Source organism: Sulfurimonas gotlandica GD1 (genome assembly GCF_000242915.1).
Taxonomy (GTDB): Bacteria; Campylobacterota; Campylobacteria; order Campylobacterales; family Sulfurimonadaceae; genus Sulfurimonas; species Sulfurimonas gotlandica.
In genome coordinates this window covers 2,033,550-2,057,847 of the sequence record NZ_AFRZ01000001.1, presented here as the reverse complement: position 1 = coordinate 2,057,847, position 24,298 = coordinate 2,033,550, and the positions used below count along the sequence as shown (strand labels likewise).

General features: G+C 30.4%; 14 protein-coding genes. 8 read left to right on the top strand and 6 right to left on the bottom strand.

What is annotated here, in order from left to right:
* Window positions 1-93: 93 nt before the first annotated feature.
* Together SMGD1_RS10130 and SMGD1_RS10125 are read left to right on the top strand one after the other, a co-directional pair.
* Window positions 94-1,839, top strand: a complete 1,746-nt coding sequence (locus tag SMGD1_RS10130; protein ID WP_008336313.1) for a class I SAM-dependent methyltransferase — start codon at window positions 94-96, stop codon at window positions 1,837-1,839.
* 341 nt (window positions 1,840-2,180) lie between these two features.
* Window positions 2,181-7,121, top strand: a complete 4,941-nt coding sequence (locus SMGD1_RS10125; protein ID WP_008336623.1) for a RecQ family ATP-dependent DNA helicase — start codon at window positions 2,181-2,183, stop codon at window positions 7,119-7,121.
* Window positions 7,122-7,779: 658 nt separating this feature from the next.
* On the opposite strand, the gene SMGD1_RS10120 is transcribed toward SMGD1_RS10125, so the two are convergent.
* The 3 genes from SMGD1_RS10120 to SMGD1_RS10110 are packed head-to-tail and all read right to left on the bottom strand — an operon-like array spanning window position 7,780 to window position 13,277.
* Window positions 7,780-8,817, bottom strand: coding sequence for an HD domain-containing phosphohydrolase (locus SMGD1_RS10120; protein WP_008336679.1), 1,038 nt, complete (start codon window positions 8,815-8,817; stop codon window positions 7,780-7,782).
* Window position 8,818: 1 nt separating this feature from the next.
* Window positions 8,819-12,346, bottom strand: coding sequence for an ATP-binding protein (locus tag SMGD1_RS10115; RefSeq protein WP_008335403.1), 3,528 nt, complete (start codon window positions 12,344-12,346; stop codon window positions 8,819-8,821).
* 10 nt (window positions 12,347-12,356) lie between these two features.
* Window positions 12,357-13,277 carry a cytochrome-c peroxidase gene (locus SMGD1_RS10110; protein ID WP_008336518.1) on the bottom strand — a complete coding sequence of 307 codons (921 nt, stop codon included), beginning with the start codon at window positions 13,275-13,277 and terminating at the stop codon, window positions 12,357-12,359.
* Between the two features lie 248 nt (window positions 13,278-13,525).
* Between SMGD1_RS10110 and SMGD1_RS10105 the strand changes: the two genes are divergently transcribed.
* The 5 genes from SMGD1_RS10105 (at window position 13,526) to SMGD1_RS10085 (ending at window position 20,407) form a co-directional block, all read left to right on the top strand.
* A complete protein-coding gene (locus SMGD1_RS10105; RefSeq protein ID WP_008336797.1) occupies window positions 13,526-16,447 on the top strand; it encodes an EAL domain-containing protein in 2,922 nt (973 codons plus the stop codon).
* Between the two features lie 842 nt (window positions 16,448-17,289).
* Window positions 17,290-17,532, top strand: a complete 243-nt coding sequence (locus tag SMGD1_RS10100) for a hypothetical protein (protein ID WP_008336201.1) — start codon at window positions 17,290-17,292, stop codon at window positions 17,530-17,532.
* A gap of 130 nt (window positions 17,533-17,662) precedes the next feature.
* Entirely contained in the window at window positions 17,663-19,720 is a 2,058-nt protein-coding gene (locus tag SMGD1_RS10095) for a tetratricopeptide repeat protein (protein ID WP_008336165.1), read from the top strand.
* Between the two features lie 16 nt (window positions 19,721-19,736).
* Window positions 19,737-19,979 (top strand): hypothetical protein, encoded by a 243-nt coding sequence (locus SMGD1_RS10090; RefSeq protein ID WP_008341269.1) that lies wholly within the window; start codon window positions 19,737-19,739, stop codon window positions 19,977-19,979.
* Entirely contained in the window at window positions 19,973-20,407 is a 435-nt protein-coding gene (locus SMGD1_RS10085) for a GspE/PulE/PilB domain-containing protein (protein WP_008335286.1), read from the top strand. The genes SMGD1_RS10090 and SMGD1_RS10085 overlap by 7 nt, the downstream gene beginning before the upstream one ends.
* Before the next feature lie 137 nt (window positions 20,408-20,544).
* On the opposite strand, the gene SMGD1_RS10080 is transcribed toward SMGD1_RS10085, so the two are convergent.
* From SMGD1_RS10080 to SMGD1_RS10075, 3 genes are read right to left on the bottom strand one after another with little or no spacing between them, the layout of a single operon-like run.
* A complete protein-coding gene (locus SMGD1_RS10080; RefSeq protein ID WP_008336008.1) occupies window positions 20,545-21,909 on the bottom strand; it encodes a tetratricopeptide repeat protein in 1,365 nt (454 codons plus the stop codon).
* Window positions 21,906-22,061 carry a hypothetical protein gene (locus SMGD1_RS14760; RefSeq protein ID WP_008336158.1) on the bottom strand — a complete coding sequence of 52 codons (156 nt, stop codon included), beginning with the start codon at window positions 22,059-22,061 and terminating at the stop codon, window positions 21,906-21,908. Before SMGD1_RS14760 ends, SMGD1_RS10080 begins: the two co-directional genes overlap by 4 nt.
* Window positions 22,062-22,118: 57 nt before the next feature.
* On the bottom strand, window positions 22,119-22,814 hold the full coding sequence (locus tag SMGD1_RS10075) for a response regulator (RefSeq protein WP_008335400.1): 696 nt from the start codon (window positions 22,812-22,814) through the stop codon (window positions 22,119-22,121).
* 123 nt (window positions 22,815-22,937) lie between these two features.
* Between SMGD1_RS10075 and SMGD1_RS10070 the strand changes: the two genes are divergently transcribed.
* A complete protein-coding gene (locus SMGD1_RS10070) occupies window positions 22,938-24,221 on the top strand; it encodes a 7TM diverse intracellular signaling domain-containing protein (protein ID WP_008335436.1) in 1,284 nt (427 codons plus the stop codon).
* Window positions 24,222-24,298: the final 77 nt, after the last annotated feature.

Genomic DNA, 24,298 nt, shown 5'->3' with positions numbered 1-24,298 from the left:
AAATATTTGATTATATTTCCTATAATAAGCTGTCTAAGCCGATAAATATATGCATGATTCTAAATATAAAATTTATTTCGATAAACTTATAATATGAAATCAAAAACTCTGGATTATTATAATCAAAACTCTCATGAGCTATATGAACGATATAACTCAGCTGATATGAGCAAAGTGCATAAACTCATCGATAAGTATACTGGTGGTGCTGATAAAGTTCTTGATATAGGTTTTGGCTCAGGGCGGGATTTGCTACATTTAAAGCGTAGAGGTATTCTTGGATGGGGAGTAGACGGATCTGAATCTTTTGTAAATCTTTTAAAGACAGAATATCCTTCTATAAGAGATAGATTATTCCACTCTGTATTGCCATCATTGAATTTGCCACAAGAGCTAAAAGAATCTTTTAGTGTCATATATTCTGTTGCTACATGGATGCACATTCCAAAAGAAGAGCATTTTGAAGCGATACTAAATATAAAAAAATATTTAAAGCCCAATGGGACATTAATATTAAGTTATTCAACATTATCCAGAGATAATGACCCGCGCTTTTTTGAAAATATAAATCCTGAACAGCTTGCACTGTTGTTTGAAACTTTCGGTTTCAATTTAATTGAATCAAGTTTGAATGCTGACGGCTTGGGAAGAGAGGAGCTAGTCTGGGTTACACAGGTTTATAAATATACAGAAGTTTCCAAAAAAGGGATTGATCAGATTGAGTCAATACTATCTCAGGATTCAAAAGACAGTACATATAAATTTGCACTATTAAGATCTTTTTCTCAAATTGCATCATCACCACTTAACAGATTTTCAGAGTTTAAAGATGGTTATGTCTTTTTTCCTATAAGTATGATAGTTGAAAAGTGGATAGAGTCGTACTGGAAGCTCATGGATGGTGAGATCTTTATTCCCCAAAGAAGTTCTGAAGAGAGTTCAAACAAACTTGCATTTAGAAAACATTTAGAAGAGACTATAAGGTTTTATAGAAAAAAGAATATTTCAAATCCATATCATACATTTTACAATGAGTTTCAAAAAGGAATATCAAACACCAGTGATGAATTCAATCTTGTCAGAGAGTTAATAAACTCAATTATAAACACAGTAATAAGTGGTCCTGTAAAATACTCCGGGAGTTCGTTTGATGACAAAAGTTTTTTTATTATTGGTCAAGGTTCAAAAACATTTGCAAAAAGAAATCAATCAATAAATCCAAAGTCACTTATAGAAAGCTGTGTCACTATTGGCATTAAACAAAGTGCGTATCATGAACTCTACAGATATGGCTCTTGGATAGAAGATTCAATAACATTGAGGTGGGCTAGATTCACTGAGAAGTTGTCAAGTAAAAGTGGTTCCAATATAACATCAGGCGATATAGTCACACTTCTATCAAGAGACTTTATAGCGGAAAGAGATACACTGTTTGCAAGAAAAGTTTATGATCAATATGAAAAAGACTATGGTGAACTTAGATCAGTGTGGAGCTCTAAAAAGATATCTACATATGAAGTCGATCATGTGATGCCATATTCAGTATATGCAAATAATGATTTATGGAATCTGCTTCCTGCTTCTAAGAAAGAGAATGGTTCAAAAAGTGATATGTTAGTCAGTATGGATTTAATTAATAAGCAAAAAAATCTAATGATTACTTACTGGGAATACATGAAAGACAAAGCTTCTGAAAGATTTGAACATGAAGTGTACAGCTCTTTTAAAATAGATCCAGTATCATCTAGCTGGAAAGATAAATTGGTTTTAGCAATATCAGAGCAGTTGGAGATTACTTCTTCAATTAGAGGTTTAAAACGCTGGGATATTAATACTTAATATTTTAATAAAGAAAGTTAATGAGTAGATGGATAGTGCTATACAGTAAAAATCTCAATTAATAAAACTAAGGTTGTTTAGTCCGGTACAGTCAAATGACATATCACAGTTCCTTTACAGTATCGACATATTATTCAGATATGTATTAATTGACCTATTTTTACTGTTCGTTTGGCAAGCATTGTCAAACGAAAGCCATATTTAGGCAGAAAATTTAATAATGTTATCCTATTTTATTGGCTTACCTAGGAAAATGAGTGCAAATTTCAACTTTTCATTTTATAATAATATTAAATATAATTATAAAATGAGATATAATAAGCATTATTATTAGGAAACAAATGCATAATATTGCTTATATTGATATAGAAGTTATTGTTAACAGTGGCAAGATAGACAGACTTGGATTACTTTTAAATGATATACAAAAATCAACAACTTCTATAAATGATATAAAAACAACACTTGAACAAAATCAACCTAATTATATCTGCGGTCATAACTTTATAGACCATGACAAGAAATTTTTATCCCAAACTAGCTTAAATCAAATAGTAGAAAAAACACCAATAATTGATACTTTATTTTTATCAATGCTTCTGTTTGTAAATAAAAAAACTCATAAGTTGGACAAGCCTTATAAAACTGAAATAAATATTGAGAATGAGCCATTAGGAGATGCTCAAGAAACTAAATCATTATTTATTTTATTAGACAAAAAATTTACTAACCTAGAGAGAGAACTTCAAAATATCTTTGTATCTCTTTTATACGATGATAAATATTTTAGTAGTTATTTTAAATATAAAAATGTAGTGCCAGCTAGTGTAAATATATATGACATTATAAAAAATAAAATTTACAGTAGTAAAGAAAAATTTGAAGATATAAAAATTAATCATCCAACTGAACTGTCATTTGCTATATCATACCTCTATCTTGATAATAAAGCTTCTGTATCTTCTGTTATTTTAAAAAGATATCCTAATGTTGTTGAGGTATTAAAAGCGCTTACATTTAACGAGGCAAGTATTGATTTAGAAAAATTTGCACTAGATGAATTTAAAATACCATCTTTTAGACCTTTTGAGAAAGAGAGTAATTTAGTAAATAAGGATCAAGTAGATTTATTTTCAGAAGAAAGTTCAGCTGAAGTGAATAATACAATATCACAAAGAGATATCATCGCTAGTGCACTAGGTAGTGACTCTATACTGACTATTTTACCAACTGGTGGTGGTAAGACATTTACATTCCAGATGCCAGCACTTATAAAAGCAAAGGCATATAAAGGTTTAACAGTTGTAATTTCTCCTTTGCAGGCATTAATGAAAAATCATGTAGATAGCTTTAAAGATGCAAATCAAAACTTTAGTGTTGTTGCAATAAGTGGTTACCTTAGTCCAATAGAAAGAATGAATATTATAACTGAGGTTGAAAATGGTGTAGTAGATATTCTCTATATAGCTCCAGAAGCACTCCGTTCTAACTCTGTTTTTAAAGCACTTCAAAAAAGAATTATAGAGAGATTTGTAATTGATGAAGCACACTGTTTTTCATCATGGGGACACGACTTTAGACACGATTATTATTTTGTGGCAAACTCAATAAAAGAGCTTGAAGAGAGTTCTGAATTTCAACCAAAAATTCCTGTTTCATGCTTTACAGCTACTGCAAAACCAGAAGTACTAAAAGATATAAAACAATATTTTGCTGATAAATTAGATATTGAATTAAAAGAGTTTATAGCTTCAAGTAAAAGATATAACCTAGAGTATAGAGCTATAGAGGTTAACAGTAAAAAAGATAAGTATGAACAACTCATAAAAGAGTTGATGCGAATTGGTAAAAAGCCAACTATCATCTACATACCTCAGAACGCAAGAGAATGTCGAGAGTTAAGTGAAACACTAAATCATGATGAAAGACTGCATGAGTTGGATTTAGTTATAGAACCATTTTATTCAAAAATAGATGATGAGATAGAAAGTGGCAAAAGAGAAGGTAGAGATAAAGGTGCCATACTAAATGACTTTATAGATAATAAAATAGATATAGTAATCGCAACAACTGCTTTTGGGATGGGTATTGATAAGCCAGATATACAAACAGTTATCCATTATGAACAATCTGATAGTTTAGAATCATATTTGCAAGAATCTGGAAGAGGTGCTAGAAGTGATAAATTAAAAGCAGAATGTATCGTTTTGTACTCTAAAGATGACTTTAATAGAACCTTTTCTCAACTCAATCACTCAAGACTTGAATACCATGAAATTGAGAGAGTTGTTCGAGAATTGAAAAAAGAGAAGCGAGATGAGATATATCTTTCCCCAAAGCAGATAGCTGAAAAAATGGGTATTGATACCGAAGACTCTAAAATTGATTATGAAACAATGATAAAAACAGCTTTGTTAGAACTGGAACAAGCAGGAATTATTGTTAGAGGAAGAAATAGTTATAAGATTTTTGCTACTTCTATTGATAAAGAAAAAAGAAGTATGGAACATGTTCATAATGTATTAGACCCAAAGCAAGAAGAGTATGAAAAAATATATGAGTATATGATTGTAGTAATGCAAAATATAATTCAAAGAAGTAAAGTTGATGCTATTGAGGTTGATGATTTAGCTGATATTGTTGGTGTCAAAAAGAATATTATATTTGATGTATTGTACGGACTTCAAAAAGAAAAATTACTTGAATATGATAATGACATTAGTATCTATGTTAAAAATTCAGTTCAGAAAGATTTTCAAAAATATTTTGAGATGGAAAAATTAATCTTTAATCAACTTAAATATTTACCAGAATATGAAACAAAACTGGACTTAAGAGAAATAAATAGCTTTACTAGTAGTGATTCAACGAATGATATAAAAACAATTAAAAAAATTATTCAAAGTTGGACGCATCTATCAAAACTAAAATTCAATATATTTAATGCTCATTTTCATAAGGATATATGTAGTTTTGAGTTAGATAAATTTGATATAAATAAGCTTGAGAAATTAATAAATATTAGAAAACAAACATGTGAATTTATTATAAAGAATATTCTTAAAGAGTTAAGTGGTAAAGAAGATGGGGAGATAGAAATTTCAACAAATAAATTAAAAGTTGAATATGATGCAATACAAGAATTAACTCTTAACGGATTTCATCATTCCATCGTATATTTACATGAGCTTATGAAAGACAGCTTTAATCTTAGACGAGGGAGATTGATATATTATCAGTCATTTAAAATAGATAAACAAAAAGATATCGAAAATAGAACACCTTATAAGAAAAGAGAACACTATAACAAAAGCCTTAAGCCATACTATGAAAGAAAAATTGAATCAATCCATATTCAAATAGCATTTTTAGAAAAATTAATTAAAGATGGCTGGAATAAAACATCTGAATTTGTAGAAGACTATTTTGGAATGGAGTATAGTAAATTTAAGAAAAAATATAAATTTAATGATAAAGAGATTCAACTTCCAATAACAAAAGAGCGATTAAAAGAGATAATACATGATTTGAATGATGAGCAAAAAAGAATATTTGAGGATAATAAAAGCAGTTCAATAATGGTTCTTGCTGGTCCTGGTAGTGGTAAAACAAAAAGTTTAGTTCATAAGATAGCTTCATTAGTTACGATAGAAAATAATAAAGCTGAGTACTTTTTGATGCTAGCTCATTCTAGAGTTGCTGTGGCAGAATTCAAAAACAGACTTAAAAAATTGATTGGTAACCAAGTATATGCTATGAAAATATACACTTTCCATTCTTTTGCAATAGAGTTACTTGGTACAAATATAAAAAATGACCAATCTGCTTTACATAGTGTTATCGCTCTAGCTAGTAATATGTTGAAGAATGATGAAATAAATTTACCATATATTCAAATGCTAGTTTTAGATGAGTATCAAGATGTAGGTAAAGATACATATGAATTTATACAAGCTATATATTCAAAAATGTCAAATGATAAAAAAATTATTGCTGTTGGAGATGATGACCAATGTATAAATAATTTTGGAAAGGATAAAGCAGACATAGTTTATATTAAGCACTTTAAAAATGATTTTGAAGTAATACAAGAAGAGACTAAAGATTTAGTAACAACAGAGGAGTCAAACTATTCACAGTATGAGTTATCTACAAACTATAGAAGCAAAAAAAATATAATAGAGTACGCTAATAGCTATAGTGAGATTCTATCTAATAGGTTAAAGACAAAAAAACTGTTATCCAACTCTAATGAAAATGGAGAGATTAATTTTATTAAATATCAGAACTCTAGTTACATTCATAACATAGTCCAACATGTATCTCATGATAGTTCTGAAACAATAGCCATCCTAGCAAGAAACAATGATGAAATATTAACAATATATTCTCAACTTATTGCAAACAATATCAAAGCAAAATATATCACTTCTAAAGATGGTTTTAGTCTTGGAAATTTAATAGAGCTACAAGATTTTTTATTCTTTTGGAAAGAGAATGATATAGACAAAGCTCTAGATAAACTTGAAGCTATTTATTCAAATTCCAAAAACTATCGATTAGCTCAAAGTGTAATAAAAAGATTCATGGATGAGTATGAAGATAATATTCAATATAGTCAAAAGCATTTTATAACTGTATTCGAGGAATATTTAGAAGAGATTACATTTGAAGAATTTGAGATAAGCAGAGCAGATGTAATAGTATCAACTATGCATAAAGCTAAAGGTAAAGAGTTTGATTCTGTATACATTTGTATTGACGAGAATTTTATTAAAGATGACTATGATAAGAGATTAATATATGTAGCTATAACAAGAGCAAAAAATAAATTATCTATCCATATAAAAAATAATTTTTTAGACTTTTTAACTAACTATTGCGATGATGTTACAGAGTATGATAAAAATGACCAAGAGCCAGATAGGCTAGTATTTTTAATGGCTTTAGGAGATATCGCTTTATCTAATGAATATAGTGTAGATGGTATTAGTCGTTCTAATCCAATTGCCGGGGAGACAGTTAATATAAAATTTATATTTAATGGTTTTGGGATATACAAAAATAATGATCAAATTGTTAGATTAGCTGCTGCAGATAATGATAAGCCAGAACGATTAAGTAGCAAGATACTTCAAAAGCAATCAGAAGGATATACTTTAGAAAAAAATGCTGATATTGACAATATAGTGCTTTGGCAAAATAAAAATACAGGAATATTTCTTAAACAGGTCCTTTGTAAAGTTTATATGTGTAAAAACAACAATATACAAGAAAAATAAAATATAATGAAAAAAAACTGATGCCTAAAATCAGTTTGAAATTATGCTATATTGGTGAGATGTTGAGTTAAAATGTGTCTACTTTATTGAGATCATTCCACAGCTCATTTATACGTCCTATAGTGCTATTTAAATTTTTTATTATGAAACTTATACCATTTGCTGTCAATGGCGAGGCTGATTTCAGCAACTTATCAACCAATAAATCCCTAGTTTATGGATACACTTACACTAAAAAGTGCCAATTTTGACTCCGCTTATGACAAATAGGCCTTAAGTGTTCCAGAATCAGTACCTTTTGGAGTATGTTCCAAAATTCAACTCTATTTGGAACAATCTTCCTGTTACTAAAAATTGTTCCAAAACTAAGAGCTTAATGAAAATGGATTTAATGAAAAAAAACTTATATTAAATCCTACTGTAGCTCTCCCTAAAACTAGACCATTTTTAAGCTGACTTTTCTTGAGCTTGGTTATACTGTTAAAAAGATGATGAAAAACTATATATAGCTACAATGGCGGTAAAAATAAAGTTGTTAGTTAAAAGTATAATACCTTCTAAAACAAAACTATAAAATTTTAGTTTTTAAATTCCAAAATTCCAGTCATAATAATTACTTTTTCTTATAATTCAAAATATAACTATTTTCAATTTCAAATTAATTATTGAAATGATTAAAAATTTCTTGAACCTGATCGATGTTTTCTACAAAAATAGAAACAATAATAGGGTCAAAATGACCTCCCTTTTCACTCTCAATTAATTGAATCGCTTTTTCAAATGGCCATGCCTCTTTATAAGGCCTACTTGAGGTCAAAGCATCAAACACATCAGCAACAGCTGTTACTCTACTATACAAATGTATATCCTCACCTTTAACCTTGTTTGGATAACCATTACCATCATAGCGTTCATGATGTGATAATGCGATCTCTGCACCAGCTTTTAAATATGGATTTTTAGCATCTTTCAATATCTCAAAACCACTTAAAGAATGTGATCTCATAATATCAAACTCTTCATCTGTCAATTTCCCTGGTTTAAGCAGGATTGCATCCGGAATAGCGATTTTCCCTACATCGTGTAATGGGGATGCATAAAAAATTATCTCTTGCTCTTCACTACTTAATCCTAGTTTTTCTCCAATCAATTTACTATAGTGAGCAACCCTGTTGATATGGTTTGATGTCTCAGGATCTCTATACTCAGCAGCATTGGAAATAATCTGTAATGCTTCATGATATCCTTCTAATATCTGCTCGGTTGCTTTATAAACATCCTCTTCAAGATTTTTATTATATTCTTTCATAAGCTTTTTTGAATAGCGAAGCTCAGCAAGATTTCTAAGTCTCAATTGCACCTCTACAGTATCTATAGGCTTTAATAAAAAATCAGTCACTCCAGCTTCAAGTGCTTGTATTTTTAGGTCTTGTTGCTCTCCTGCTGCAGTAATCATAACGACTATCATATCAGGATAATGTACTTTAATATGTTTAGTAAGTTCAATACCATCCATTTCAGGCATCATATAATCAATCAAAACAATGTCAGGTTCATTGGATTTCACATAATCTAAAGCATCAAGTGGATTTTCAAATGCCGTTACTTTGTGATTTTGAGATGAGACTAACTCTTCTAAAATCATTATATTTAACTCTTCATCATCAACAATCATTACATTTAAACTATTAACCATACTATTGCTCCTCTTTGCTTTTTAAGTACTCTTTGTAGCTATTTTTAAAATTTACAATTTTGTCAAGATGTATTGCATAATCAATTGTATTTTCTTCTTTTGCATTATGTTCCATCTCTTGTGTGGCTTCAATTAAAGGAGTAATTCTTAGATTTAGTGCTGCGCCACGTAATTTATGCGCCGCTTTTTGAATTTTATCATAATCACTATCATTAATACCTTTTTGCAATTCAGAGATAGAGTTATCTAATGTTGACATAAATTTATTTACAAATTTTTCCATCACAGTATCTGATACACCAAGTTCAGACTGTGAAATTTTTAATAACATTGCTACACTCTGCTCATCTTCATCTTGTGAATCATCTATCTCTTCTAAAGTATTTAATTCATGTTGTGAGGTTACAACAATTGATTTTTTTACAAATTTCTGCAAGTTTTTCTTTATCTCATTTGGATCAATCGGTTTTGATATATGGGCATTCATACCAACTGCCAGACTTGCTTCTACATCTTGCTTCATAGCGTTAGCTGTCATAGCAACAATAGGAATATCAAGTTTTAACTTTTCTCTTATCATCTTCGTTGCACTCAAACCATCCATCTCTGGCATTTGTATATCCATAAAAACTATATCATATTTATCTGTAGTTAGTTTTTCTACTGCTTCTTTACCATTGTTTACAACATCAACATCACAATTAAATGATTCTAAAAACTCTATAGCGACCATCTGATTGATTTCGTTATCTTCTGCCAGTAAGACTTTGGCACTTATATTTTCATATGAAACTTTTTCTTTTTGTAACTGTGTTTTTTCTGTTTCAAACAACAACATCATGATGCTATCATAAAAAACGGAACTATTCAGTGGCTTAGAGACGGGTTGAACCTTTCCTGTATGCTGTAAATATGAAACATGTATATCATCATGAGGAGTATAATAAATAAGTACTGGTAATTTTTCACTTACTCCCTTTATCCATACATCTACAGAATCATTATATTCGGTAATTAATATAGAAGTATTATCTTCATCTATATTTTTAGGAATTAAATCAAAAGAATCTGCTGAAGTTGATTTAATATTCATCGATGTAAGAATTTTATTGATTTGACGTTCAAAAACACTATTTAGCTTAAATAAGTAGCAATGTATGTTTTGCAGTTTTTCAGAATATTGTTTAACAACTATATCACGCTTAGATGTATGTAAAGGCAACTCTACCTTAAAGGTAGTACCAACTCCTTTTTCACTTTCAACACTAATATTTCCATCCATTAGCTCAATAAGCTGCTTTGTAATCGTAAGCCCAAGACCTGTTCCTCCATAACGCCTAGCTATGGTACTATCAGCTTGAGAGAAAGAGTTAAATATTCTATCTAGCTCTTCTTTAGTCATCCCAACACCAGTATCTCTAATAGTAAAGACTAACTTAGAATCAGCAGCATCAAGTATTAATGCTTCAACACTTATTTCAATCTCTCCATGATCTGTAAATTTAATAGAATTACTTAATAGATTTAGTAATATTTGATTTATTCTTAATGGATCTCCAATAACAGAAGTAGGAGTATTTTGGTCTTTAAAAATAACTAACTCAAGATCTTTTTCGTATGCTTTTAGATGAATAAAATCAGAAAGTTTTTTAAGCATATCGTCCAAGTTAAACTCTATAGATTCAACATCTAACTTACCTGCTTCAATTTTAGAAAAATCAAGAATATCATTAATTATTTTTAGAAGAATGTTACCTGAGGTGTGAATTTTATCAAGATAATTTTTAATTCGTGGATCAGTATCCTGATTTAGCGCAATATAACTCATACCTATAATTCCATTCAATGGTGTACGCAATTCATGACTCATATTAGCAAGGAAATTACTTTTAGTCTTACTTGCTTCTTCTGCTATAAGTTTTGCTTCTATAAGAGAATCTTGAAGTATTTTACGATCTGATATATCTTTAAATACGACAATTAATGATTTTTTATTATGTCTTAAAACAGACACTGCACTCATTTCAATATCAATATTTTTACCATTTTTAGTCTTAAATAGTACATCGTCAGAGTGCAATACACCACTCTTTTTCATTAAACTATCAAACTTACTCAAAGTTATATTTTCATTTTCAACAAGGACATCAGAATAAAAATTAGAATCAAGTAGCTCATCATCTCTTTGTTCTAATAATGTAGAAGCTGATTTATTTGAATATATCAAATTACCTGTATCGTCAATTACCATAAGTCCTTCAGTTATATTATCAGTAATCGAATTTAAAAAATTTGCTTGATCTTGAAAACGCTCTTCTAATTCTTTTTGCTTAGTTGTATCCGTTCTAATTGAAATATACTGAAATGGTTTTCCACTATCATCAACGAAAGGTACTATTGTAGATTTAACCCAATAGAAACTTCCATCTTTTTTCCTATTTTTTATCTCTCCATGCCATACTGAACCACTGCTTATTGTCTCCCACATCTCTTTAAATAGAGAATCAGGATGTTCATTAGATTTAATAACACGATGGTTTTTACCTATTAATTCACCTCTTTGAAATTGACTAATCTCACAAAATTTATCATTTATATAAAGTATCTTACCCTTAGCATCTGTTATACTAACGATAGCATGTTCATCCAGTGCAAATTTTTGAAAATGCAATTCGTTTAAAGCGTTTTCTTTTTCTGCCTCTGAGAGTCTTATTCTAATTATTGAGTACATTACCCAAACAAACATCAACAGACCAACTATAAGAAGTATTATTTGGTATAGCTTTGCACGTTCTGACACACCATTAAAATAGATATTGTAAGAATCTCTTAATATAAATAGGTCCTTATCGAAATCAATAGGATGTGCCTTTTCCTCAAGCTTATTTATCTCATTCATAAAGTAATATATTTTTTTGGAATGTTGAATTAGATGTGATAATTTTTTAGAATCAATATCTGAAAGGTTTTTTGTTGCCTCTAGTTTTTTTATTAAATTTTCTATATCTTTATTATGATTTGATACCGAAATAAAAGAGTGAAGCATTAATTTATTGAAAAGTTCGTTTATCACCTCATAAGTATCATGATGTTTATTTTTTAATGATGTTTTTAACAAAGATGTTGCTTTTGGATATGAGTATATAAAATTTTTATATACCGCTATATGTGACTTTAAATCGTTAGTACTATTTTCTTTTTTCTTTAATTTTATTAGAAGATTGTCAGTTTCATTTTTTAAAGTATGACCTGTCATCAGATTTATTAACTTTATTAACTCCAATGTTTCATTGTAAAGTTTTATAGTATTATCGGTTATTGTATCAAAGTGGACATACGTCATCAGTCGTAATTCAACTCTATTTTTATTAACCTCTTTGTCAAGTACCTCTACTTTAGAAAAATAATTTAATATTTTTTGATTATTTTTTTGATCAGCAAGATCACTATTTATATATGCCAGAACAAGTAAAGCGCCTAATGCGAGTGTGATTATTAATTGAAGATACTGTTTTGGTAGTCTTAACATATTTACAAACCTACTTTTCAAGTTTTTCCCATGTAAGAGTATTTAAAAACTTAACTATTTTTTCAATATCCTCATCCGAAATAGATTGACCTACTTGATGTTTAGCCATTATCTTGATAGCCTCTTGAAGTGTTTTAACAGACCCATCATGAAAATATGGATAGGTCTTAGCAACATTTCTTAATGATGGTACTTTAAACTCATGAAGATGGACTATATCATTAGTTACATTGAAGCGTCCCTTATCAGCTTTAGTGATATTTCTATCATAAAAGTATGGTGTAAATACACCAAGTTTTTCATACATATTTCCACCTACATTAATACCCTGATGACATGATGAACACCCGTAACTTTTAAATAATTCATAGCCCTCTTGTTCTATTTTACTTATAGCTTTTGTATCACCATTTAAAAAACGATCAAATCTACCAGGTGCTATCAGTGATCGTTCATATTCGGCAATAGCATTTTTAATATGATCGATTGTTATTTCATCATTATAAACTTTTTGAAAGAGTTCTTTGTATTGTTGATCTTTGCGTAGTTTTTCTGTAGTCTCAGGCCAGTTTGTTGCCATCTCTTTTGGATTGTGTAATGGGCCTTCCACCTGTTCTTCAAGAGTTCGTACTCGACCATCCCAAAACTGTACAAAATTAAAGCCACTGTTTAAAACTGTAGGGGAGTTTACATCACCTTCCACACCATTTACACCAAAAGATTTTTCTAGATTATCCATACCACCCATATGAATTGGATGGCAAGTTGCACATGATATAGTATTGTCTTTTGATAATCTTGTATCAAAAAAAAGTTTCTTACCCAATTTTACTTTATCAGAGATTGGTTGCTCAGTCAATGGTAAAGATAATATTGGCTCGTTTGCACCGAGAATGACTACTAAAAATGATATTATTACAAACCTATACATATAAGTCCTTTCCAACAAAAGTCATTTAATTGTATCTAAATTCCATAAAAAACAAGAATACTTTGAAATAAATATTTGTTACTCAACCTGTACCTTTTGGAGCATGTTCAAAAATTCAATGCTATTTGGAACAACTTCTCTGTTACTAAAAACTGCTCCAAAACCTAGTACTATTGAAACGATTTTAAAGTTAAAAGATAGATAACTTTAATATAATTTAGGCATATAAATATCAGGAAGTTAAGTATATGATTCTCGACACAAACTATTTAAACGAATTTATTGATGATTTTCCTATTGGAATAGCTAGAAACGATACTACGGGTAAATTGCCTAATCGTTTTAATAAATTCTTGATAGAAATGTTCGGATGGGAAGTATCTGATATTGATACAATGGACAAATGGTTTTTAAAAGCTTATCCTGATGGACAATATAGAAATCAAGTTTTACAACTTTGGCAAGAAAAAATAAATGAAACTGAGGCTCAAGGGAAATGTTACTCAGAACCTTTCAATGTAAAAATTACTTGTAAAGATGGTTCTTTAAAATGGTGTGAAGTAAGATACTACAGAAAAGATAATTTTGTCTATGGTACATTTGTAGATATTACAGAAACAAACAACTTAACTACTTCTCTTCATAAAGAACGTAACAAATATATAGCTCTTTTAGAATCAGCCCAAGATGGTTTTTGGATGGTTGACAGTACTGAAACTATTCTTGATGTTAACGAAGCATATTGCCTTATGAGTGGCTATAGTAAAGATGAAATCATAGGTAGCAAAATTTCTGCATTTGAAGCTACTCAAGATGAAGAATATATAAAGAAAAATCTTGAAAATATTATTAAGAATGGAGGTGGACTTTTTGAAACCTCTCATTATAAAAAAGATGGAACTCTAATAGATCTCGAGATTTCTGTCAGTTATGCCAAAATAGAAAATGGTGTATTTTTCTCTTTACTACGTGATATTACAGAACGAAATTTGGATAAAAAACTTTCAGACCTTAGATTAAAGCTTTCAAATTTAGTACATGATAATGTTGCAAAAGAGCTTCTTTTGCAAACTGCTTTAGATGAAGCGGAAGCAATCACAAATAGTAAAATAGGGTTTTTCCATTTTGTAGATGATGATCAAGAACATGTATCCCTGCAAGTATGGTCTACAAATACACTTAAAAAAATGTGTTTTGCAGAGGGAGCTGATTTTCACTATCCTATTAGTGAAGCTGGTGTTTGGGTAGATTGTATCCATCAACAAAAAGCTGTCATTTATAATGATTATGAATCTTTACCTCATAAAAAGGGTCTTCCAGAAGGTCATGCTCCATTAAAAGGTTTCATTTCAGTACCTCAATTTAAAAATGAAAAAGTTGTTACGATTGTTGGTGTTGGGAATAAGGAGAGTGATTACACTCAAAAAGATGTCGAAATTGTTGAAAAAATATCGAATATAGCATATGAATACCACCAACGACTTTTAGCTGAAAGCAAAATAGAGTTTATGGCTTATTATGACGTTTTAACTGGTTTACCAAACAGAGAGTTATTGACCGATAGACTAAAACAGTCAATAGCATTATCGAATAGAACAAAACAACCAGTTGCGATATGTTATTTAGACTTAGATGGATTTAAACCGATTAATGATAAATTTGGACATGAAACAGGAGATAAACTTTTAAAATTATTTGCGCAAAGATTTAAAGAACATTTACGAGAAGGTGATACGATTTCACGCATTGGTGGTGATGAATTTATATTACTATTATCAGGTTTTGAATCACAAAAACAGCTAAAAGAGATTCTAGTAAGATTAATTGATACTGCAAATATACCATTTGAAATAGATCAAAACCGTATTCATATTTCTTGCAGTATTGGTGCAACGATTTATCCAATTGACAATAGTGATACAGATACTCTAATTCGACATGCTGATCAAGCTATGTATCGGGCAAAAGAGATAGGAAAATCTAATTACATCATATATACTCCAATAGAAAATATAGATTCACAAGAAAATGAAAAATTACTTGAAGATTTTTCACATGCTTTAGGCAGGTCAGAAGTAGTTTTACACTACCAACCAAAAGTCAGCCTTTATGATAGTTCAATAATAGGATTTGAAGCTCTATCAAGATGGAATCATCCTGAAAAAGGGATGTTGTATCCCGCTTCTTTTATTCATATTATTGAAAATACACCTCAAGAGATAGCCTTGGGTGAATGGGTTATTAAAGAGGCCTTGGCTGTATTAAATAATTGGCACAAAAATGGGTATACATATACAATTAGCGTTAATATTTCACCAAGACATATTCAACTTCAAGGATTTGCTGATTATTTGGAAAAAGCACTATCTATTTATTCAAATAAATTCGCTAGTAAACTTGAACTTGAAATATTAGAAGTTGCTGGTGTTACTGATTTGACAAATGTTGTCCATGTTATGAATAAATGTAAAAATCTTGGTGTCAAGTTTTCACTTGATGATTTTGGAACAGGCTATTCTTCACTAACACATTTCCATAGACTTCCAATCGATATTTTAAAAATAGATCAAAATTTTGTTATAGATATGATAGAAAACTCTGATGATCTTGACATTGTCGAAGGTGTTATTCAACTAGCAAAAGCACTCAAAAGACCTGTTGTTGCAGAAGGTGTCGAAACACTTGAAATAGCTTTAATGTTACTATATTTAGGTAGTGATTATGCACAAGGGTATGGCATAGCCAAACCTATGCCACTTGATAATATTCAAGATTGGATAAGTTCTTGGAAAAGTAATAAACTATGGAAACATATGATGAAGTATAAAGACATTGAAGGTGAGAATAGTATAAATGTAGCATTATTTAGTCATCAAATGTGGATGAAAGAAATTAAAGAGTTTCTAACTGGAACTTTAAATGAAATACCTGTTTCAGAAGCCATTTGTCAGTTTTCAAAATGGTATAAAGGAGCGGGAAGAACTAGGCATGGTAGTAAAGAAAGCTATCCATTTCTTCAAGCAATACATCATGAAGTACATGAAATTGCTGATGATATTCATAAATTGATGCTTGATAATAATATAGAAAACGCAAAAAAGCAATATAAATTTTTAAAATTACGTAGTAAAGAGCTTAAATCACTTGTGAAAAAAATGGAAAAACAATAACTTTTCAACTCTTTGAAAGACTTAAACCATGTATAAATCTTAAAGTATCTGATAAAAAATGATGTATCGATTTTTCTACATAGTGTTAATATTATAAAAAAGTTTAATGTAAGTTCAATAACCTGTATGTTTTGGAGTATGTTCAAAAATTCAACTCTTTGTGGAACATTCTTTCTGTTACTAAAAACTGTTCCAAATACAAGAGCTTTTGAAATTTTATTGAATTAAAATGTGTCTAGTTTATAGGGGGACATTCCACTACATAAAATTTATACTACTAGCTGTCGTGTAGCTTTGTTTTTTTAGTTATTACTTACGACAACGATAAAGTAGTCTTAGATACTTAAAAAGCACATAGTGTTATAGAAAAAAATAAACAAATTATTGAAATAAAATAACTGAAATTTATGAGGGATATGGAAGAACTTTATTAGGATTAACATATTTATAGTAGCAAGGTAAAAGAACTGGATTCTAATACCTTTAATTCTTTTCTTTTTAACTAATTTGCTTTAAAAAACCTTTACCATCACTTGGACTACAAATACTACCTTTGTTAAGACAGTGATTACTGAAACCATGACTCGACGAACACGACGAACACTGAACTTTCCCACATGATTTACATTCGTATATAATTTCTGTTTTCCCACAGTTTGGACAAGTTGCTTTTCCCATTTTATTCCCTTTATTTTAAGATTAGTTACTATACTATCAATAATCCCGTTTTTGAAGAGTAATAAAACAAGTTTTCTTACTTTTGCTCTTTAAGGTACCAATAGTAACAGATTCTCTCCTTACATTTTGAGATTATTGACTTTGATCCAAAGGATGAAATTATTTTGTTTATCTATCCATTTATTAAATGGTATCAGTGTGAGCAGAAACTTGGAAATAACATCGCTATTGATGACTTAGAAAAGTTGGCTTTAAAGCTCATAGACTTGTACAAAGAAAAACTAGGTGAAAAGTATCAAGAAGAAATAGTAAAAGTACATGATGGTTATATGACATTGAGAGATTCAGAAGATGCTTTTGATAGAGAGAAATATGAGATTTTTGTTAAAGTCTTTTTGAGTGAATGATTTTGAGCATGAACTAAATCATGCATACAGTTTCCAGTCAGAATCATCATTTGACTCTCTGGCTATTATCTTACTCTTTTGATATACTTTTTAAAATGAACAATAATTCCATAAACAGAAGGATATTTTTATGTCGAAAAAAACCTCAGAAGCTATAAAACCGCAATCCGACCCAGATACTTATATTTACAATCCAAATATTGCAGCAGAAGAGCTTGGCCTTCCTCTTGACTTGATTTTAGAGTTTGTTGGAGACTTTATTGCAAAAGCAGAAGAGTTTAAGGATGAACTCTATAGATCTATCGAAGAGGATGATTTTGAAAGTGCTTCCATACTTTCAGATAAACTACTGGGCGTTGCGAAAAACTTAATGATTGAAGACGCTGTCGCTTCTATGAAGACAGTAAAAGAGTCCAAAGACAAAATCGTTCTTGTAACGCATACGGACCAATTTTATGAAGTGATTGAAAAACTTAAAAATATTAAGCTAATATCTGTTGATGAAGAGATATTACTTCAAGAAGAGAGGCTAAAGACCCTTGAAGATTCTTACGCAATTGATCCTCTCAAATGGGCTGATGATTACACCAAGACTATGGATGAACTTGTCACTTTATACGATAAACAAGGCCGCTTGGATAAAGCGATTGCAATCCATGAAAAGAGCCTTGCAATCCATAAAAAGAGCCTTGCTCTGTATGAAGTACTATATAAAAAAGATCCTGAGAAATGTACAATGGACTACATTAGTAGTTTAAGAAAGACAGCCATTGCATATCGTAGAGTAAACTGTTTCAACGAAGCAAACGCGTTAGATGAGCAGAGACTTGCAATCCTTCAAGAGCTTTACCAAATAGATCCAAAAAAATGGGAAAGTGAGTATCTTAAACATTTAACTTCTTTAGCAATTTCATTCAAAAGACAAAACCGTTTGGATGAAGCGATAGCACTGCAAGAGAAGAAGAATGTAATTTATGAAGAATTTTATAAAACAGATAGTAAATGGATGATGCCTTATACCATGGAACTGAGTACACTATCAGATTTATTCAAGCGACAAGAGCGCTTTGATGAAGCGATAGCACCGCAAGAGAAGAAGATTGTAATTTATGAAGAATGTGCTATAGCAGATCAGGATTATGTACGTACCCAAAGTGATCTAGCTGATTTATACACAAAAGTAAATCGTCAAAATGAAGCAATAGCATTATACGAGAAGGTTCTTCCTGTCTTGGAAGAACTTTATGAAGCAGATCCAAAAAAATTGGTATATACGTATTCAATAGTTTTAAATGCTCTAGCCGATGCATACTATAATCAAAAATCTTTCAATAAAGCGATTCCACTACAGGAAAAGAGTCTTAGAATCCATGAAGAGCTTTATAAAACAGACCCTGAACATTGGACAGTGGTTTACGCTAGAGTACAGAATCTACTAGGTGTTTTCTACGTGGAACAAGAGCGGTTTGATGAAGCGATACCATTATATGAGAAGAGTCTTGCATTCATAGAAGAGCTTTACAAAAAAGACTCTGAAAACTGGGTATTGAGGTATTCAATGGCTCTAAACAATTTAGGCTATTCATACAAATGTGTAAACTGTCTAGACGAAGCAATAACACTCCAAGAGAAGAGTCTTAATATCCTGGAGGAGCTTTATAAAACAGAACCTGAAAAATGTGCAGAGTATTACTTAAAAGCTTTAACTGATCTAGGCAAAATGCACTATGATCAAAAACATTTCGATGAAACGATGTTATTAGAAGAAAAGAGGCTTGAAGTCCTAGAATATCTTTACAAAATAGACCCGCAAGAGAAATATAGTTATATAGATGTACTACAGGGGCTGGCCACTACTAAAGCCAAAAATACAAACTATACAGAAGCAGTACAACTGTTTTCAAAATATTTTGAGATAATTGATTTTCATCAAAAGGATGAAATTATTTGGTTTATCTATCCATTTGTTAAATGGTATCAGTGTGAGCAGAGACTTGGAAATAGCATCGCTATTGATGACTTAGACGAGTTGGCTTTAAAGCTCATAGCCTTATACAAAGAAAAACTAGCTGAAAAGTATCAAGAAGAAATAGTAAAACTACATGATGGTTATATGACATTGAGAGATTCAGAAGATGCTTTTGATAGAGAGAAATATGAGATTTTTGTAAAAATCTTTTTAAATTAATAATATAGAAAATACAATGACAACTAACATAAACATAATTTTACAAGATTTACTTTCTGAAGGCATCGTTATAGATGAACAAGTCAATAGGTTGCGAGAAAAGGGTTTTAAAGAAGATTTAATTATTAAAACTCTAATCAAAATTGGTTTTTTGACCACAGACACTCTAGTTGAATTCATAGCCAAAAATATTGAGAGTGGAGTCTATAGTTTATCAGTTATAGATAAGCATGAGTATATTAATGAAAAGATGTGCTAAAAAAACTGGCAGAACTCTTAGGCATACCATTTTTTGATTTTGATTTAGAATCTGTAAATTATAGCTCGAGCAAGAATATACCAGCAGCACAACTAAAGAAATATGGAGCGATTCCAATATCTCGAGATGATATGAGTGTAACCATTGCGCTTAACGATCATATAAATTTAGAAGCAATGCAGAGATTTTTTCCTAAAAAAGTAGTCAAGATAGTATTAGCAACACGAGAACAGATTGAATCTTCGTTTCCTAGACTTGAACTTGAGCATGCAGTAAAAGAATTGATAAAAAAAACAAGAGAAGAGCTTTATTCACATAGTAAGTCCGAGGATAAAGGACTAGCTCCATCGGCTTTAGTCCTTCTTGACCTTGTTTTGAGAACCTGTGTTGGTTATGGAGCAAGTGATATTTACTTCAAGGTGAAGTAAAAATGATTCATAAAATGCTCAAAGATGGACTAAGTAAAAGTGCCACATAGCTTTTAGTTCTCTTCTAAAAGCATCAAGACAAAAAAACTCTCATGGCAGTATTTAGCACTCTCCCAAGTCAAGACACTTTTGTTTACTCACTCTGTGAAATTAGTAGAAATTTCAGCTGCTTCTTGTTCTAACATTGCAGCTTCTTCGGGCATTTGATAACCTCTGTATACTTTAGCCAAAAATGATATACTCTGCAGGTGTGTATCTTTCCCTTTTAAATGATGTGTTGAATATAATTCTTTTGTAATGCTATATCGCTTTTCAAATACTTTAATAGCTTTATAAAATTGTGTTTGCATGTAATACTGATTCCCTAAAAGAATAAATGAGTGTAGATAGATCGCTAGATTTTCATCTGGAAGTTCTTGATACAAGATGTCTACCACTTGTGCAAGCTCTATATAAATTTTCAATTCTTTATCATTTTGATCAGTAGATTGATATAAATCAGCAAGAGTTCTTAATAAAGAAGTATAACTATTTGTTGTAGCATTCATGTCATGTGATATTTTTTCAGAATCGTTTCTTAAAATCTCTATAGCCTCTTCGTAAAGCTTAATTGCTCTGCTAAAGTATTTATTATATTTATAGACATTTGCTAAATCGATAAGCTTTTTAGAGTAATATATACTTGTTCTAAAACTTCTCTTACACCACTGTATGTATGTCTCTTCTAAGCTTTCGGCTTCTTTTATATAACCCTTATGAATGTAGATCGTAATAAGTATTTTTGTTTCAAATATGATAGCTTCAGCACCAGCATCTCTTTTCGTCATAAGCTCTAAAGCTTCCTTGTAAAGTACGATTGCTTCATCTAGTTCATTATTCATTTTTTTCATTTGAGCATAATTTATTACTGCTGATTCATAAATGACAGAAACATCCTTAGCAATTGAAAAAAATTCTTCTGAAACTGCTATAGCTTTATCGAAATTATCATATTTATGCATAGTATCCAATACCAGTGATGCATACAGTTTCCAGTCAGAATCATCATTTGACTCTCTGGCTATCTTTAAAATCTTTTGTACATCTTCTTCAACTTCTTCGATAGTCGAATACGATTCTTTTAAGTTATGTTTATTTGATTTATTTTCGACTTTATTTTCTATTTTAATATCTGATTCTTTGACAAAATTATTTTTTAATTCATCAATCTGTGCATAAAATATTTCCAATGATTGCATGATTTGAGCTCTCTGGGTAGAGCTCTTTATGCTTTCCAAGGATTCTTGCATATTTCTAATAGACAAGATCTTTGCTCCACTATACAATTTATCTGTGAGAGAATAGAAATTTTCCATTTCAGCATTTTCAGCTAAGCTCTCATAGATTTCATTTTTAAAGCCGTATGCTTGTTCTATAAAGCCGCCAAGTAATTCAATGCTTTCGTCTTCAGTAAGAAGTAATTCATTGGCAACTATTTTTGGGCTATATATTATAGTACTCATTTTTTTATCTCAACGTTATCTTCAATGGCTTTTTTACTTTTTTCCATAATGCTTTTTGCTTTTTGAGTGTCTATGACGACTTTATCGTTATCGTATGCAATTACCCCAAAAACAAAAGCGACAGCGACAGCCAGTAGTAAAAGTTTAATCATGTATATCCTTTTTATTTAAATGTAGTGTATTGTAAATCAAGTTTATGACATCTCTTGTCACAAACTTTTAATGTTGCTTGTTTTGTTTTTTGTTAAAAAATAACCCTGTTTTGATTCTGATTGAATGTTGAGTCCAGGAAGTTTTTCTCTTGTTCTGCTGACAAGTCGTCTTAGAGAACTATCTGTAGTTAGATCGCCTTCATAGACATATTTACTTATCTCTTCTTTACTTACAATGTTTCCAACATTTTTGAACAAAAGTGAAGCAAGTAGTAGCTCTTTATCCGTAAGTTTTATTATTTGACCATCTTTTTTTAATGAATCATATTCAAAATTAAATTCATACTCTTGTATTTGAACGATGTTTGGAGTATCGTTAAGTGGATTAAGTTTTAGAGTTATGGCGGCAAGAGCGACAACGGCTTCTATGTTGCTATCTTCAAATGGTTTTGGCAGAAAGTTCAAGGGAGCTACTGCCATTGACTCGTTTAAAATGTCAGTTTCATGGTGTGAAGTTACAAATATGGATGGAATAGAGTATCTGTTTCTTAGAGCATTGGCACACTGTATGCCATCTAACGGACCGTTTAATTCGATATCCATAAAAACAAAGTCCGGTCTATTGTTTTCTACAAACGCCAAAGCTAGATTGGCATCGTCAAATGTAGCTATAACTTCATGGTTTAGTCGCTCTAAACACTCTCGAATCTGTGCGACTATCAAAAAGTCGTCTTCTACAATCAAAATTTTCATATATTGATTCTACTTAATTTATATAAAAAAATGTAACTTTTTTTGTCACAATGTTACTTTACACTTAAACGATTCAAATTTGGAACACTTTTGATACAATAATAGTTCTATAAAGGTAAGATAATGTTAAAAATACTTTCAGGCTTGTTACTATGTTTTGTTTATGCAAATGCAGCTTCTTTTGAGCTACAACATGATCAATTAGATTTTTTATTTTTCGGTGCGTTTGGCATGATTGTCATTTACAATCTAGGATATTACATTGTCATAAAAGATAAAATCTACGCGGACTATTTTTTATTTCATACTTTGGTATTTGTCATTATGCTCTTTTACTCTGGAATGTTTGATGATACTCTTCTTGAGTTTAGTCTGCAGAGTATTCCAGTCGGACTTTTTTTGTTTGCGACTATGGCGCTTTTGTCCTTTAGTAAAAACTTTTTAGACTTGGACAAAATCTACTCAGATTCAGAGCGTTACATTAAATATTTGCAATATATACTTTTGCTATTTTTTGCACTCTCTGTTTTTCCGATAACGAACACAAATAGTATAATAGTTAATGTTGCCATTGTCTATGTTATTTTACTCGCTTTACTTCTTTTAGTAAGCTCTTTTTATTTGAGCTTAGTAAAAAAAGAAGTATATGCACGTTTTTATCTTCTGAGTTTTATTGGCATACTTGTTTCCGTAATTATCGCTTTTTTAAGTTACTTCAACATTGTTGGTTTAAGTCCAAACATGACTTATATTGTCGAATTTTTTCTTCTTTGGGAGGCGACTCTTTTCTCATTTGCAGTCTCTTACAAGCATAAAGAGAGCATTTTTAAACTAAGACAAAATGAACTTCTGTTTAAAGAACTTTCGCATCGTATTCAGAATAATCTGCAGTCTGTCATTAGTATTTTGTCGCTGCAAAAAAGTAGAGTTAAAGAGCTTGAAGTTAAAGAGTATCTTCAACATACGATAAACAGAATACGTAGCATCTCGCTCATACATGAAAACCTTCAAAACTCCAAACTTGTTGGCAAAGTGAACATGTATGAGTATTTACAGACAATGCTTGAGCCGTACAGAGCGTTGAATAAAGAGATAGAATTTACTCTACATTGTGAAGAAAGTATATCTTTAAGTGTTGAAAAACTTACTCCATTGGCTCTTATAATCAATGAGCTTATAACAAACTCAATAAAACATGCTTTTGTAAACATAAAAAATCCAAAAATCTCTATTAGTTTAAATGAAGAAAATGGCAACGTGTTTGTATACAAAGACAATGGCACTGGATATGGCGAGCATAATAAATCTCTTGGGAGTTTTCTCATTCAAAACTTATCTACAGCACAGCTAAAAGGTAAGTATGTAATCAACTCTAATGAGAAGTACAGTTTTAGCTTGAAATTCTAAATATAAATAATATTAATAACAGGAATGATTTTTAGTGACTTTTTGTAACATATTTTGTTATATTTTTTATATATACT